This is a genomic window from Marivita geojedonensis, assembly GCF_002115805.1.
Lineage (GTDB): Bacteria > Pseudomonadota > Alphaproteobacteria > Rhodobacterales > Rhodobacteraceae > Marivita > Marivita geojedonensis.
Genome location: NZ_JFKC01000016.1, coordinates 16,492 through 31,694, shown reverse-complemented (window position 1 = coordinate 31,694; position 15,203 = coordinate 16,492). Strand labels below are relative to the sequence as shown.

15 protein-coding genes and 1 tRNA gene are annotated in these 15,203 nt (G+C 60.5%); 4 read left to right on the top strand and 12 right to left on the bottom strand.

The annotated features are described in order from the left end of the window. Nucleotides 1-10: 10 nt before the first annotated feature. Genes MGEO_RS14540 through MGEO_RS14525 form a run of 4 tightly spaced genes read right to left on the bottom strand, consistent with a single transcriptional unit; the run spans nucleotide 11 to nucleotide 3,010 of the window. The gene (locus MGEO_RS14540; protein WP_085639258.1) at nucleotides 11-1,093 is read right to left on the bottom strand and encodes a methyltetrahydrofolate cobalamin methyltransferase; all 1,083 of its coding nucleotides are present in this window, start codon (nucleotides 1,091-1,093) and stop codon (nucleotides 11-13) included. Next, a complete protein-coding gene (locus MGEO_RS14535) occupies nucleotides 1,090-1,749 on the bottom strand; it encodes an HAD family hydrolase (protein WP_085639255.1) in 660 nt (219 codons plus the stop codon). The genes MGEO_RS14540 and MGEO_RS14535 overlap by 4 nt, the downstream gene beginning before the upstream one ends. 10 nt (nucleotides 1,750-1,759) lie before the next feature. Next, nucleotides 1,760-2,686 (bottom strand): methylenetetrahydrofolate reductase, encoded by a 927-nt coding sequence (locus tag MGEO_RS14530; RefSeq protein WP_085639252.1) that lies wholly within the window; start codon nucleotides 2,684-2,686, stop codon nucleotides 1,760-1,762. Nucleotides 2,687-2,713: 27 nt separating this feature from the next. Further along, on the bottom strand, nucleotides 2,714-3,010 hold the full coding sequence (locus tag MGEO_RS14525; RefSeq protein ID WP_085639249.1) for a virulence factor: 297 nt from the start codon (nucleotides 3,008-3,010) through the stop codon (nucleotides 2,714-2,716). Nucleotides 3,011-3,274: 264 nt separating this feature from the next. Between MGEO_RS14525 and MGEO_RS14520 the strand changes: the two genes are divergently transcribed. After that, on the top strand, nucleotides 3,275-4,387 hold the full coding sequence (locus MGEO_RS14520; RefSeq protein WP_085639246.1) for a Ppx/GppA phosphatase family protein: 1,113 nt from the start codon (nucleotides 3,275-3,277) through the stop codon (nucleotides 4,385-4,387). On the opposite strand, the gene aroQ is transcribed toward MGEO_RS14520, so the two are convergent. Beyond that, nucleotides 4,384-4,821 carry a type II 3-dehydroquinate dehydratase gene (gene aroQ, locus MGEO_RS14515; protein ID WP_085639243.1) on the bottom strand — a complete coding sequence of 146 codons (438 nt, stop codon included), beginning with the start codon at nucleotides 4,819-4,821 and terminating at the stop codon, nucleotides 4,384-4,386. The genes MGEO_RS14520 and aroQ overlap by 4 nt on opposite strands. Nucleotides 4,822-4,937: 116 nt before the next feature. Here aroQ and MGEO_RS14510 point away from each other — a divergent pair, with 116 nt between their 5' ends. Further along, nucleotides 4,938-5,444, top strand: coding sequence for a papain-like cysteine protease family protein (locus MGEO_RS14510; protein ID WP_158091025.1), 507 nt, complete (start codon nucleotides 4,938-4,940; stop codon nucleotides 5,442-5,444). A gap of 151 nt (nucleotides 5,445-5,595) precedes the next feature. Here MGEO_RS14510 and MGEO_RS14505 read toward each other — a convergent pair. Both MGEO_RS14505 and MGEO_RS14500 read right to left on the bottom strand, forming a co-directional pair. Continuing rightward, a tRNA-Asn gene (locus MGEO_RS14505) sits at nucleotides 5,596-5,670 on the bottom strand. A 70-nt stretch (nucleotides 5,671-5,740) separates the two neighbouring features. Next, the gene (locus MGEO_RS14500; RefSeq protein ID WP_085639409.1) at nucleotides 5,741-6,649 is read right to left on the bottom strand and encodes an MBL fold metallo-hydrolase; all 909 of its coding nucleotides are present in this window, start codon (nucleotides 6,647-6,649) and stop codon (nucleotides 5,741-5,743) included. Nucleotides 6,650-6,741: 92 nt separating this feature from the next. Between MGEO_RS14500 and MGEO_RS14495 the strand changes: the two genes are divergently transcribed. Then, a complete protein-coding gene (locus MGEO_RS14495; RefSeq protein ID WP_085639238.1) occupies nucleotides 6,742-8,040 on the top strand; it encodes an ATP-binding protein in 1,299 nt (432 codons plus the stop codon). Nucleotides 8,041-8,188: 148 nt separating this feature from the next. Continuing rightward, a complete protein-coding gene (locus MGEO_RS14490) occupies nucleotides 8,189-8,632 on the top strand; it encodes an acyl-CoA thioesterase (protein WP_143746278.1) in 444 nt (147 codons plus the stop codon). 3 nt (nucleotides 8,633-8,635) lie between these two features. Here the strand turns inward: MGEO_RS14490 and MGEO_RS14485 are convergent, their stop codons facing one another. The 5 genes from MGEO_RS14485 to MGEO_RS14465 all read right to left on the bottom strand — a co-directional run bounded on the left by MGEO_RS14485 (nucleotide 8,636) and on the right by MGEO_RS14465 (nucleotide 15,177). After that, entirely contained in the window at nucleotides 8,636-10,846 is a 2,211-nt protein-coding gene (locus tag MGEO_RS14485; RefSeq protein WP_085639232.1) for a PAS domain-containing hybrid sensor histidine kinase/response regulator, read from the bottom strand. Nucleotide 10,847: 1 nt separating this feature from the next. Continuing rightward, entirely contained in the window at nucleotides 10,848-12,035 is a 1,188-nt protein-coding gene (locus MGEO_RS14480; protein ID WP_085639229.1) for an FIST N-terminal domain-containing protein, read from the bottom strand. 42 nt (nucleotides 12,036-12,077) lie between these two features. Further along, complete coding sequence (locus MGEO_RS14475; protein ID WP_085639226.1) at nucleotides 12,078-12,761, bottom strand: response regulator; 684 nt, start codon at nucleotides 12,759-12,761, stop codon at nucleotides 12,078-12,080. A gap of 119 nt (nucleotides 12,762-12,880) precedes the next feature. Continuing rightward, nucleotides 12,881-14,170, bottom strand: coding sequence for a branched-chain amino acid ABC transporter permease (locus MGEO_RS14470; protein WP_085639224.1), 1,290 nt, complete (start codon nucleotides 14,168-14,170; stop codon nucleotides 12,881-12,883). Beyond that, entirely contained in the window at nucleotides 14,167-15,177 is a 1,011-nt protein-coding gene (locus MGEO_RS14465; protein WP_085639221.1) for a branched-chain amino acid ABC transporter permease, read from the bottom strand. Before MGEO_RS14465 ends, MGEO_RS14470 begins: the two co-directional genes overlap by 4 nt. Nucleotides 15,178-15,203 lie beyond the last annotated feature (26 nt).

The following is a 15,203-nucleotide window of genomic DNA, read 5'->3' as shown; positions in this document are numbered from 1 at the left end:
TCGCAAATCCTCAAGCCCGGCGGCGGCGGCCTCCGGTACGGCCCTCACGTCCACGGCCTTCCTGACCGGCTTTCGGCGGCTGACGGTTGAACGCGATCCAGGCGCCACCGCCTTCGTCATTGTTGGTAAGGAAGTTGGCGGCGCGGATTGCTTCCATCTCTTTGCCAGGTCGCGGCTTGGTCGAACCGAGGCCGAAGATTGTGCAGAAGGTTTCGTCGTCCATGTCTTCGGGGAGCATGATGCCCGCAGCGGCCACTTCAGCGCGCTTTTCGGCGATCTTGGTCGGACCAACGGGCAGGGCGACCGGGTTCATGATGGCTGAGGTCATGCCCGCACCCATGGCCATCGGCAGGAAGGCGTTGTTGATGCCGTGACGGTTCGGCAGGCCGAAGCTGATGTTCGATGCACCGCAAGTGGTGTTCACGCCAAGCTCTTCGCGCAGACGACGGACAAGGGTGAACACCTGCAGGCCAGCGGTACCCATGGCGCCAATAGGCATGACCAGCGGATCGACAACAATGTCATGCGCCGGGATGCCGAAATCGGCAGCACGTTCGACGATCTTTTTCGCCACGGCAAAGCGCACATCGGGGTCTTCACTGATCCCGGTGTCGTCGTTCGAGATCGCCACAACCGGCACGTTGTATTTCTTGACCAGCGGCAGCACCAGTTCCAGACGTTCTTCCTCACCCGTGACCGAGTTCAGGAGAGGACGGCCTTCGGCAGCAGCAAGACCGTTTTCCAGCGCGCCGGGCACAGAGGAGTCGATGCAGAGCGGGCAATCGGTGACGGCCTGGACGCGTTCGACCAGTTCTTTCATCAGCGTCGGCTCGACAAAGTTGTTGTCGGCATAGCGCGGGTCTTCGGCCATCTTATTCGAGAACACGGCGCCGGAGTTGATGTCGAGGATGTTTGCGCCAGCGGCGACCTGCGCCAATGCGTCGGCTTCGACCCGGCTGAAATCGCCGCGTTCGAGTTCTTCGTTCAGGATCTTACGGCCCGTGGGGTTGATCCGCTCACCGATCACGCAGAACGGCTGGTCGAACCCGATGATGGCGGTTTTGGTCTTCGACTCGACAATCGTGCGGGTCATGCGGCTACTCCTTCAATGCGGGCCAGAACCTCTGGCAGCGCGGGGTCTGTGAAATCTTCTATGGTCATCTGCGCACCCACGGCACGCAATTGTTCGTCGCTGAGCGCCGAGCGGACACCGATGCTGTAGGCACCGGAAGCGGCAGCGGCGCGCATGCCCGAGGGGCTGTCTTCGAACGCGATGCAGGTCTCGGGCGTCTCGCCCAGCAAATCCATCGCGGTCAGGTAGGGCAGCGGGTGCGGCTTGCCGTGGGCACATTCCTCGCCGATCACGATCACTTCGAACCGCTCGCGCAACCCGATGGCACCCAGCATCGCTTCGGCGTTCAGACGCATGGCGTTGGTCACAACGGCCAGCTGCCAGCCTTGCGCCTGCGCGTGGTCGAGAAAGCTCTCGAGTCCCGGTGTGGCCGGATACGGCTTCGGCAGACGATCCCGGAACTGCGCTTCTTTCCATTCGCTCAACCCCTGCGGATCGGGTTCATCCGGCAGGTAATCGGCAAACACATCCACGTTCAGCCGGCCATGCACCTGCTCCATGTAGAAGCCGTCCGGAACGGGCAGGCCGCGCGCGGTCCACAGTTCGGTGAAGACGGCCTCGTGGATGGGGTCCGAATGCAGCATGGTGCCGTCCAGATCAAAAAGCAGGGCTGGCATGTCGCAGGCGTCAGGAGGCTGCGGCCGGAGCCGTCGAAGCGCCACCGTTGTCTATCGCCCAGGTGGCGTTTGTCTTGATCCCGCCCAGCGGGAAGAAGTGAACCTGTTCGATGTTGAAATCGGGGTTCTTGGCTTTGTGCGCGGCGAGTTTTGTCAGCACCTCGGTCGGCTCGTAGGGCAGGAGCAGCTTGGACACGTCCATCGCGCGCTTCTGCAGAACCTTGAGCGACGGGCCGACACCGCAGGCAATGGCGAACTTGATCAGGGTCTGCAGCTTCGCCGGACCGGCGATACCGATATGGACGGGCAGGGTGATGCCCTCGGCGGACAGGTGATCAACCCATTTGATGATCGGATCGGCGTCGAACGCAAACTGCGTTGCCAGCGCCATCCTGGCATCGGTCCGTTCCGAGAACGCCTGTTTCCAGCGCAGCGCATCTTCGACGTTCTTCATACCCCCGTTGGGGTCAATGTCTTTGTTGCCTTCCGGGTGACCGGCGACGTGCAGTCTCTTGAAGCCAGCCTTGTCGAACAGACCGGTTTCCATCAGCTGCATCGAGCAATGGAAATCGCCATGGGGCTGGGCCACGCCGCCAGCCAGCAGCAGCGCCTGATCGACACCTGCTTCGCCCTGATAGCGCGCGATCCAATCGGCCAGCGTGGCCTCGTCCTTGATGATGCGTGCAGGGAAATGCGGCATCACCGGATAGCCTTCTGTCGCCAGGCGCTTTGCGGTGGCCACCATGTCCTCGATCGGCGTGCCTTCGATATGTGCGATGTAGACGCGTGTCCCGGGGGCCAGAAGCGTGCGGAAATCCTCAACCTTTTCGGCAGTGCGCGGCATCACCTCGATGGAATAGCCTTTCAGGAAGGCTTCCATTTCCGGTGTGCTGCCGGTTTCGACGGTCTCGCGCTTGCGAAAATTCAACAGTGCCATGATGGCCTCCCTCAGGGTCATGGGGGCTTATGCCCAACCTTCGTTGTCGATCAGCGCCTTGAGGCGCTCCTTGTCGTATTCCGCATCAATGCGGGCCGCTTCGGCAGCGCAGACCTCCTGCGCATCTCCGTCGATGACATAGGGCTCTGCCTTGCGCCACTCTGCAAGATAGCTGTCGGTGTCGGCAGCGCCAACTTTCATTGCCGCACGGTCGATGGCCTGCTCGAAACGCTCGGGCAACTGGGCTTTCGCACCCCGCCGCCCCTTGCCCACGATCACCTGCGCCGGGATATCCCGCCAGTAGACAATTGTGACATCCGCCATGCCATGATTCCCTTGACCAACTTTCGTCTTCGTAATTGAGGCCGAAACCGACATAAGGGCGAATTTCGACTTGTCCGCTTCCGTCTGCGACCCGGCGTCACAATAGGGCAGGCGCGGACGAAAGGCGATGCGCAGCAGGGGTCAAAATTCTCAGGCTTTCGATGAGGCGGCTTCATAACGCATGACACCCTCATACGAAACTTGCGGTAACGCTAAAGGCGTCATAGGGTTGGGGTAACTTACATATTCGGAAGGCGCGAAGTTATGGCGCCAAAGCGTCCCAAAGGTGCGGGCGCATTCCCGAAACCGGTAGAGAGCCCCGCGCCGTCACGGCCCGATCCATCAGAGCTTTATGCCGCGCTGGATCTGGGAACAAACAGTTGTCGGATGTTGATTGCCCAGCCCAAGGGCAATCAATTCCACGTTGTCGACAGCTTCTCGAAATCCGTCCAGCTTGGGGCGGGCCTCGAGAAATCCGGTCGGTTGAGCCGCGCGTCCATGAACCGGACGATTTCGGCGTTGCGCGTCTGTCAGCAGAAAATCCGTCGCCACGATGTGCGCCGTATGCGGCTTGTTGCGACCGAGGCATGCCGCCGCGCACATAACGCGCGCGATTTCATCCGTCAGGTGAAACGGGAAACCGGTCTGACTCTTGAGATCATCCAACCAGAGGAAGAAGCACGGCTGGCCGTCATTTCCTGCGCGCCCCTGGTGAGCACCAAGACCGAGCAACTGCTGGTCGTGGACATCGGCGGTGGCTCGACCGAACTGGTCTGGATCGACCTGAGTCAGGTTCCCGCCTTTGAGCGCCCGCGCGCCATCATGCGGCTGCATGCCGGGTTCCACACCAAGGACAGCCCGTTTCCCGCTGCACGCGTCGTCGACTGGATCAGCGTACCCTTGGGTGTCGCAACCCTCCGCGATCAGTTCTCGGACGTGGAAAGCGATTCTGCGCGCTATGCGCTGATGAGTTGGTATTTCGAGGAAAACCTCGCGGAATTCGCGCCCTATAAGGATGAACAGGCGCGAGAAGGGTTCCAAATCGTGGGCACCAGCGGCACCGTGACAACCGTTGCCGCCAGCCATCTTGGCCTGAAACGCTACGACCGGACCAAGGTGGACGGGCTGCGCATGACCTCGGACCAGATCGAAAAGGTGATTTCCGGATATCTCCGTCTTGGGCCGGAAGGCCGCCGTTCAGACCCACGCATCGGGCAGGACCGGCAGGCGCTGATCATGTCTGGCGCAGCGATTCTGCAGGCGCTTTTGCGGTGCTGGCCGACCGACAGGCTTTCTGTGGCAGACCGTGGTCTGCGTGAGGGGCTCCTCTATGCCCAGATGTCGGCTGACGGCGTGCTCGAAGACGGGCCGTTCTAGCCCAGAACGCTGATCACCCGGCGCAGCGCCAGTTCATAGCCTTCTACGCCGAATCCGGCGAGCACACCATCGGCACGTGCCGAGACATAGGAATGGTGCCGGAACGCCTCGCGCTTGTGCACGTTCGAGATGTGGACTTCGAAGACAAACCCCTCGAAAGCCTGCAGCGCGTCGAAAATCGCCACCGAGGTATGTGTGAATGCACCGGGGTTGATGATGATCGCCTTCGCGGCATCGCGGGCCTCGTGGATCCAGTCGATGATCTGACCTTCGTGGTTGGACTGCATCGACCGCAGCGTGATCCCGACCGGGTTCGCCAACGCCTCGCAGCGTGCCGTCACGTCGTCAAGCGTGTCCGCGCCATAGATCGCCGGTTCCCGCTTGCCCAGCAGGTTCAGGTTTGGGCCGTTGATGAGAAAGACGGTCTTTGACATGGGACGCTCCGAAAATACTGCGAAACAAGTGCCAGCTTGGGGGCGGATGTGCAAGCTGGATGACCGGGCGCTCACCCGAATGCTCGGTTGCAACAGTCTTGATATCGGCCCGGGTCGTGAAGCATGATCGCACCCGTGTATTTTTTGGATTGGTTATTCTTATGGCAGAATTGAAAATTGATGTTCCCTTGGTTCCGCAGGTACAGGGGTTCAGTTGCTGGTACGCAAGCGCGTGTATGCTGGCCTATTACTTTGAAGCAGGGCCAAGGTTTGGTTTGCCGCACATGTATGCCGCAAATCGGGTCATCGAATTCGAAGCAGACCTGGCCGAGTTCGCGCGCAACGAGGGGCTTGAGAAACTCGAGTCCGCCAATCACGAATTCACGCCCACAACCCTGATCAAGAACCTCAGCTATTGGGGACCGATCTTCGCCGGCAGCAACTGGAAAGGTTACGGACACGCTGTCGTCATCACCGGATGCAGCTCGGAAGGCGAAGGCGGCGGCACCGTCTACTATAACGATCCCGAGCCAGTAGGCGTAGGAGCCAAGAACGAAACGGTTTCGCTTGAGAACTTCAACTACTACCGCATCCGGGGCTGCTTGCTGGTGCGCAAGAAATGATGGGAGCGGATCCTTGCCCGATCAACTCGTGAAGAGGCCGGGACAGGCATAATCCAAGACAGGTGACAATCGACGGTAAGTTCGACTCAGCGAAAAATGGATTGGATACGTGAACAATCACGCAGCGGCCAAAGAGCGCTTTTCGGATTTTTGGCTCCGGCGGTAGGGATCGAACCTACGACCAATTGATTAACAGTCAACTGCTCTACCGCTGAGCTACGCCGGAACACGAGGCGGGGTTTAGCAACAGTGATCAGGCGCGTCCAGAGGGTTTGAAGAAAAAAATCGCATGTTTCTTACGTCAATTGAAATGCTGCATCGGCGGTGAGGTCACCAACCGGCGTGACGCGGTTTTTTCCATATAGATCAATCATATGCGCAAGCACATTGCGCGTTGCGGCGGGTAGAAGAGCCGCTGGCGTGTCGATGTAGACGCGCGCCGCAAGCTCTGCGGCTGTGGCGGCGCCTGAATCCAGTGCCCCAAGCAAGGCTGCTTCGCGGGACATGCGGTGCGACAGCAACCAGTCGATGCGCTCCTGTGGATACATGATCGGCGCACCATGTCCGGACTGCAGAACGCGCCAGGGCGTCTCGCGCAGTTTTCGGCACGAGGCCATGAAATCCGTCAGATCGCCGTCGGGGGGCGAAACCAGCGAACTCGCCCATCCCATGATCAGATCACCGCAGAACAGCGTGTCATCCAGAGCGAAACTCAGGTGGTTTCCAAAATGTCCGGGCGTGTGCAGGGCCTGAAACCGCCAGTCCATCCCTGTGAGGGTCTCTCCGTCGGCAAGGCAGATATCCGGTTGGAACTGCGCATCCACGCCTTCGCCACCGCCGACCAGCCCGGTATCCGCAAGCTGCTGCATGACAGCGCTCCGTCCCCCCGTGGCGTCAGAGAACCCATAGACCGGCGCGCCAGTCTCCCTCGCGAGCGTGCGGGCGAGGGGTGAATGGTCCAGATGCGCATGGGTGACGAGGATCGCTGTCACCCGTGCAGACCCGACAGCAGCAAGAATCGCGGCCAGATGCGCGGGCGAGTCGGGGCCGGGATCGATAACCGCAATCTCGGTCTGACCCACGAGATAGGTGTTTGTTCCCCGATAGGTCATGGGCGATGGATTCGGCGCAAGCAACCGCCGCACTCCGGACGACAGTTCTTCTGCGACGCCAACATCAGGCCGGAAATCGGGTTGTGGATCGATCATGACCAGACAGCATCAGCCCCGCAGGTGAAATGCAATCCCCGATATGGCGGGACGTTTTGTTTTCGGGGATGCTGGAGTAGCGTGACGGCATGACTTTCAATTGGCTCAAACGCTATATGCCACGAGGGCTGTACGGACGTGCAGCGCTGATCCTCATTCTGCCCGTTGTGACACTGCAGCTTGTGGTGTCCGTGGTGTTCATTCAACGCCATTTCGAGGGTGTCACAGAACAGATGAGCCGCGAGATCGCGCGCGAGATCAACACGGCACTGGATCCGGACTGGGTGATTGACCCCACGATCGCGGCGGCTCTCAATCTCGATTTCCCGTCAGTGGCTGACAACCCGATGCCAGACACCGATCTGCGCCGCTGGTATGATTTTTCCGGCATCGTGGTGATCCGCACCTTGAACGAGCATGTGCTTGGCGTGGAACGTATCCATCTGGTCGACGACCGAACCGTTTTTGTGTGGGTCCAGAGGGGCGACGCCCCGTTGAGACTCGTTGAATTCAACCGCGAACGGGCCTCGGCCTCGAACCCGCATCAGCTTCTGGTCAATATGGTCGTGTTCGGCGCCCTGATGACGCTGATCGCCTACCTGTACCTGCGCAACCAATTGCGCCCGATCACCCGACTTGCGGGCGCGGCAGAAGCGTTTGGGCGAGGGCGGCATGTGGACTATTCGCCGTCCGGCGCCATTGAGGTGCGTGCGGCAGGACATGCATTTCTGGACATGCGTGCCCGGATCGAACGGCAGATCGAACAGCGCACCATGATGCTGTCCGGGATCAGTCACGATCTGCGCACGCCGCTGACCCGGCTCCGGCTCGGTGTGTCGATGCTGGACGATGCCGAACGCGAACCGCTGGAGCGTGATATTGACGACATGCAAAAGTTGATCGACGCGTTTCTCGACTTCGCGCGTGGCAACGCGGACAGCAGCAAACCGGAGCCAACCGAGATTCCGGACTTCGTGCAGATGGTGGTCGATGACTGCATCCGGTCTGGCACATCTGTTTCTCTGGTTTCCTCGGTGGGGCAGGGCCAGGTCATGCTGCGGAGAACCGCTGTGCGACGGGCCATCGAAAACCTGATCGGCAATGCCGAACGATACGGCAACCGGTGCGAGGTTTCGGTGTTGCTGACCGACAAAACGCTGCGCATCCGGATCGAGGATGACGGCCCCGGCATTTCCTCCGACCAGCGGGATGCGGCCCTGAAACCCTTCGTTCGGCTTGATCCCGCGCGCAATCAGGACAAGGGGTCGGGTGTCGGTCTCGGCCTTGCGATCGCGGCGGATATCGCGCGGGCTCATGGGGGCGTGCTCCGTCTCGGAGAAAGCGAGACACTCGGCGGGTTGCGGGCAGATATCGTGATTGCACGCTAAAACGCGCAGAGCTCCCTACGACTTTCGTCGTATGTCTGGGTATGGCACAAAAGTTCGAAAAATGTTGAAAAATTCATCTTTTCTATAGGATACATGACGTGTTCGGTGGCAGCCGGCACATGGTAAATTGTTTTGGGATGCATCCGGAATGCCGACATATACATATGTTCACGATGTAATGCTGCGGGATTGCGAACCCTCGGGGATCGTCTTTCTGCCGCGATACTTCGATATGGTGCATACCGTCATTGAAAACTGGCTGGATGAGGCGCTTGACTGGCCCATGAGCCAGATCCAGGGCAGTGATGGTTTGTCCGTTCCTTTCGTGAACATCAGCGCAGATTTCCCGGCCCCAAGCCGTTTGGGGGACCGCCTGACATGGCGGCTGGCGGTGCGTGAGATGCGCCGCAGCAGCATGTGGCTGGAACTTACGGGCACGACGGGTGCGGAAACGCGGGTCGAAGTCACCGGCACGCTGGTCTTGTCCGAGGCCGTGGCCCTTCGGACACGGCGCTGGCCGGATGCAATCACCGAACGGGTCAAGGATTACCTCGTCGCGCCTGACGGCAAGGCCAGGAAGATAGCCGAATAGTCCTTAACCCACAGCTTCCTGCGCCGCACCGTGCAGGAACTCAACAAGCTTGGCGCGGTCCAGAGGCTTGAGCAGCAACTCGATATTCAGCCGCTTGGTCTCCTGACGCAGTTGAACCGACCGTTCTGCCGACACGATCGCGCAGGGCAGGCGGCCCAGACGGCGGGTCAGTTCTTCGTAGAGCTCGGTACCGGTTGCCCCCTCGCCAAGCTGGTAATCAAGAAGCAGAGCGTCAGGTGTAATCTGGAGATCTTCCATCAGATCCAAAGCGCTTTCTGCATCTTCGCTCTCGATCACGCTGACTCCCCAGCTTTCGATCAGGATCGACATTGCACGGCGCAGTTGCGGGTCGTTCTCGACCAGCAGAACGATCAATCCGCTGTTGGTCAGTCCGATGGCAGAAGAATTGCGCGATTTCGACGGCATATGGGGTTCGGCCCGCCGGGCTATCGGCACATTGATCATGAAACACGATCCGCGCCCCGGTTCCGACCAGAGACCAACAGGGTGCCCAAGCCGTGCGCAGGCACGTTCCACGATGGCAAGCCCAAGGCCAAGCCCGTCATTGTTGCTCGCCTTTGTATCCAGACGTCGGAACTCTTCGAAGATCGAGTTCTGGTCTTCCTCGGCAATACCCGGCCCCGTATCCCAGACTTCGATACGGGCGCTTTCTCCGTTGCGGCGTGCCCCGACAACCACGCGCCCCGCATCCGTATAGCGGATGGCGTTGGTCAGAAGGTTCTGCACGATGCGCCGGAGATAGGCCGGATCGGATTCCACCACATGCGAACTGTCCAGTATCCGCAGCGTCAGCCCTTTCTGTGCCGCCAGAATTTCCATCTCATCGCGCAGGGGGTCAAAGATTTCCCGCAGCGCCACGGGTCTGATGTCGAAGCTCAGACCATCCGACTCGAGCTTTGAGATGTTGAGCAGGGCGTCGATGATCTGCTCCGCCGCACCCAGCGCCGTTTCCGCCTTCGACAGCACCGCCTGTTCGTTCGGTGTGGTGATCTTGTCCGACAGGGACGCCATGAACAGCTTGGCCGCGGACAGAGGCTGCAGAAGGTCGTGACTTGCCGCCGCGACAAAACGCGACTTGGATGCGTTGGCCCGTTCAGCGGCGCTCAGCGCGTCTTCCAGTTCCAGCGTCCGCTCCATCACGCGCTGTTCAAGGATTTCGTTCAACTCGTACAGCTTCTGCGCGGCCTCACGCTCTGCCGTCACATCGGTGCAAGAGATCACGAACCCCCGGTCCGGCATCGCGCGGCCGAAAATGTGAAGGATCACATTGTCGCCCCGCTGCACTTCAAAGGAAACCGGTTGGCGCAACCCGTCCGACACCGCCCACCGCCGGAACGACGCCCGATCGATGCCGCGGGTGAACTGAAACGCATCATCCAGATCGTCGAGCAAGCCAATGAACGACGCGCCGATGCGCAACCGTCGCGCCGGGATCGACAGCAGGCTGCCCAGCTTCTGGTTCCATCCCACCAGCCGTGCGTTTTCGTCGAAAATGCAAACGCCCTGGTTCAAATGGTCCAGTGTCGCCCGGATCATGCGGGCCTGCTTGTCGCGCAGCTTGGCCTGTTCCTGCCGTTCGATCCGCATGATGTCGGTGATGTCGGTCTGCAGAACAACAGTGCCGCCATTGGCTGTTCGGTGTTCCGAAACCTGAAGCCAGCGATCCTGGGTCAGCTGCACATTGAACATGACGCGCCGGTCTTTGTGGCGCTTGCGGCGCATCTTGGCCCAGGTGTTCCGGTCTTCATGGTCTGGCAGGTAAAGATAGGCAGACCGGCTGACCCGATCCACATAGCTGTCAAACGCCAGCCCCGGCTTCAGCTCATGCGCCGTGTCCCTGAAATCGCGGCAGAAGCGCGAATTGCACATGACGAGGTAATCGTCGGGATCGAAGAGCGCAAATCCCTCCGAGATGGTTTCGATGGCATCCGCAAGGTTGCGCCGCGCTGCTTCGGTTTCCTCGTTCGCGCGGGCCAGTTGGGCATTCGCGTCGTGAAGCAGGTCCAGCGTCCGTTCCAACTCCAGCGTCCGCTCCCGAACCCTTTTTTCCAGAAGCGCCGCGCGCTCGAACTGGGCATAGGCCGCACCGGACTGCGAGGTGCCATACTCGACCCTCCGCATCAGGCTGTCTGCGATCTTCAGAAGCTTCTCGTTCTGCCGCTCAAGGCTGTCGGTCGGATTGATCAAAGACATGTCAGGTTTCTTCGCCAGCATTGAGAGCGGGATAGATCGCGACACCCGTCAGGGTCTGATTGACGTGCAGGCCGCCGATCTGCTCACCATAGGTCGAAAATCCGATCACGTTATGGTCCTGCAACACGTCCGATACCGCCCGGGATTTCTGAAGCCGACCGGCCTCGATCCGCCGCAGAATGCAGTCGCAGCCAAGGATGAATTCGGGTTTGCTCTGTTTCGCCAGCTCGCCAAGACCCCGGTCGAGATGCGCGACGATGTCGTCATGTGTGGCCAGCGTCAGAACCATGCCTTCGTTGATGGCGGAAAAGAACACCAGATCATGGTTTTCTTTCACCTGCTGGATGGCGCGCACATGATGCACGTCGCCCAGACGCACGACCACCGGATGTTCGGCAAAGGTGAACTGGTCCAGCTGGCTGGGGTCGAGGCCAAGCAGGCGCGCGTATTCCAGCGCGGCGGGTTCTGCGTTGATCTCGTGAACGATCCGCTGATCCGGTGAGGCTGATGTGACCACCATGCGCTGCTCGGTCGGGATAAGGTGATCCAGGCTGAAGACCCTTACGGGCCGGTCGCAGCGGGCCAGCACCACAACTGCAGCGTTCTTCATGATCTTGCCGTTGCGGGCCAGCCACGTCTGACCGAAACGCGTTCCATCCCCCGAGGACCCGCCGAACAGAGGCGTCGGCCCCAGACCGGCAGACAGAAAAGCGGTCAATTGCTCTTCCCGAAGGCTGAGCCCGTCAACCATGAGAAACGCGAACTCCGACGGCCAGTCTGGTCTTTTCTGAGCAAGAGTCAGACGCGCCTCGATCAGTGTACCGGCGACGCTCTGTTCGTCGATATCGTCCAGCCCCTCGATGGCATAGGTCAGGATCTTGAAATGACCGCTGCGGAAGGCGACAGCGATGATCTGCTGCTCTTCGTATCCGGACCGCCCGATTTCGCCCGCCGTGGTACAGGCAAGCACATCCGCGTCGCCGAAACGGCGCGAGGTCTGCGCGACCAGTCCATCGAAATCCGCCTCCGGCGACACGAACAGGCAGACAAGCTCGAATGGTCCCGGTCCAAGCTGGTCAACAATCTGGTCGGCGGAGTCGGGGTCACAACAACGCACTTGTGCAATTGCAATGACCTCCGTGGCGGTCGCGGCATGGTCCGTCTCAGGAAAAACCGTGCTTCCTTCCACTTTCTGGTTCCCCAGTGTCGGCTGGCGGAAATGATAGGAGCATCACGCGTCGCTTGGCAAGACTCGGTTGAAGCGGGCTTCCTGTGCAATCAGCACGGCCTGCGTCCGACTGTGTACGCCCAGCTTGCGCATGATCGCGGTGACATGCGCCTTGACCGTGGTTTCGGCAATCGACAGGTCATAGGCGATCTGTTTGTTCAGTTTGCCTTCGCAGATCAGGTTCAGAATGCGCGCCTGCTGGTTTGTCAGGGATGCAAGCCGCGCCAGCGCTTCTTCCGGCGCGTCTCGGGTACTGTCCTGTCCCTGCGGGTCGATATACCCGTCCGGAACGAAGGACTGCCCCTCGCGAACCGCATCGAACGCCTTTCGGAACACCGCGCGCTGGGAATGTTTGGGCACAAACCCATTCGCCCCGGCCTTGAGCGCATGGGCGATCATGCGGTTGTCCGCCATGGACGACACGATCAGAATGGTCGATTTCGGAGACGCCGTCCGCAGCCGCACAAGCCCGTCGAGACCGTTCACATCCGGGAGGTTCAGATCCAGCAGGATCATATCGAATTCACGCCCGCCATTGACCTTGTCGAGTGAGGCTTCAAGCGTGCCGGCGGTCTCGATCTCTTCGAAATCCGCGATCGAGCGCAACGTCAGCATCAGGGCATCGCAAAACAGGGGATGGTCGTCCACCACCAATGCGGTCAGCGCTGATGTCGGTATGTCTCGCATGGGTCTGCTCACTTCTTTCGTCTTTGCGGCAGACGCGGCGGTGTTCTGCCTGTCTTTCCAGACTAGGCGGTTCCGGCCGCGCCGTCACTTGGCGAAAGGTCTCATACGCCGGGGCAATTCTACTTCTCGGGAAGAAGTCCCCGCGGGTTCAGACGCAGAACAAGAAGCAGGATCACTCCCATGGTCAACAGGCGCATATGCTGCACGCTGTCCAGCAGGTGCTCCTTCAGCGCCGAGCCATCGGCCATGCCTGCGGTGATTGCCGTCATCACGATCTGGCCCATCGGTTCGACCTGCACCCAGAGGAACCAGATCAGGAACCCGCCAAGCACCGCGCCAAGGTTGTTGCCCGACCCACCGACAATCACCATCACCCAGATCAGGAAGGTATAGCGAAGCGGTTGATAGCTTCCCGGTGTCAACTGACCATCGAGCGTGGTCATCATCGCGCCCGCAATGCCACAGATGGCCGAGCCGAGGATGAAGACCTGCAGATGTCGTGCGGTGACATCCTTGCCCATGGCACGCGCCGCGGTTTCATTGTCGCGGATCGCGCGCATCATCCGGCCCCACGGGCTTTTCAGAGCAAGCTGTGCCAGCACCAGAAGAACGATCAGAACGATGGCAAAAAGCACACCGTATTCCAGCTTCACGTACAGCGTCGATGCCGTCGTCGCATCGAGCCCGAAACCGCTGGCACGCTCGACAAAAGCGGGGTCGTTCTGCAGATCCACCTCGTAGGGAACCGGACGGGGCAGGCCGATCACGTTTTTAACGCCGCGCGCCATCCAGTCCTCGTTCTTGAGGATCGCAATGATGATTTCCGCAATGCCCAGCGTTGCGATGGCAAGATAATCCGACCGAAGGCCCAGAGCCGTCTTTCCGATGATCCAGGCCGCGCCGGCTGCCAGCAACCCGCCCACGGGCCACGCCAACAGGACCGGCAGACCCAGCCCGCCAAGATAGCCAGCAAGCGCGGGATCCACGGCTTCGACCGCCTCCACAGCAGGATCGAGCACCATCCGGTAGATCGCCAATCCAACCAGCAGAACCGCTGCCGTCGCCCATCCCCGCAGGCGGCCTGCGGCACGGGTCCATGTCAGCACGGCAGCCGCAACCGTCGCCGCGCCAAGCACCAGTCCAAGCAGGATACCCCCGCCACCGGCAGCCCAGGCGGCGCTCACCGGCGGCATGGAAACCAGCACAACCGCCAGTCCACCAAGCGCAACGAACCCCATGACGCCCACGTTGAACAATCCGGCAAGGCCCCATTGCAGGTTGACCCCCAGCGCCATGATCGCGCTGATCAGGCCCATGTTCAGAATGAGAAGCGCCGAGTTCCAGCTTTGCAGGAAACCGGTGCCCAGAATGAGACAGGCCACAGCCGCAAAAAGCAAAACGGTCTTCATAGCGCCTTCCCCCGGAAAAGGCCGGTTGGCCGGAACAGCAGAACGATCACAAGGATCACGAAGCTGACCGCGAACTTGTATTCCGTGCTCAGGATCTGCATCAGACCGTCAGGCTCCAGCCCCGCGGGCATCATATACCCCAGCACCTTCTTCCAGGCATAGGTGACACCGACCTCGGAAAACGCGATCACGAAACCGCCCGCGATGGCACCCAACGGATTGCCCAGACCGCCGACGATGGCGGCCGCAAAGATCGGCAGCAGCAGTTGGAAATAGGTGAACGCCTTGAACGACTTGTCGAGGCCATACAGAACCCCGGCCACGGTCGCCAAAGACGCCACGATCAGCCAGGTCACCAGCACCACGCGCTCCGGGTTGATGCCCGACAGCAGCGCGAGATCCTCGTTGTCGGAAAACGCCCGCATCGACTTGCCGGTGCGCGTCTTGTTCAGGAACCAGAACAGCGCGGCCACCACAGCAATCGCCGTGACCACGGTGATCACCTGCGTCGTGCGCAGCGCCAGACCTTCCTCCAGCCCCGTCATGTCGCGGAACGTGCGCGCCGAGATCACGAAACGCTCGCCATCGGCAAAGCGGTAATCATCCGGCCCGATGATGATGCGCGTCAGGCCATTGTAGATGAACATCACCCCCATCGACACGATCACGAGGATCACCGGCTTGGCTTTCTGCGCCCGGTAGAATTTGTAGACGTATTTGTCCGTCAGCAGCACCAGCGCCGTCGCCCCTGCGATACCAAACGGAATGGCCAGCAGTGCGGTGGGGAAGGGGCCAAGCGTCACCCCGACACTCTGCAATCCCCACGTCACGAGCACAGCAAACATGGTGCCAATGGCCATCGTGTCGCCATGGGCAAAGTTGGAAAACCGCAGGATACCGTAGATGAGCGTGACCCCCAGCGCGCCAAGCGCAAGCTGGCTGCCATAGGCAATCGCCGGGATCAGCACGAAATTGGCGAGCGCCACAAAACCATTCAGCAGGTCCATGTCGGGAACCCTCCGCTCAGGATGGG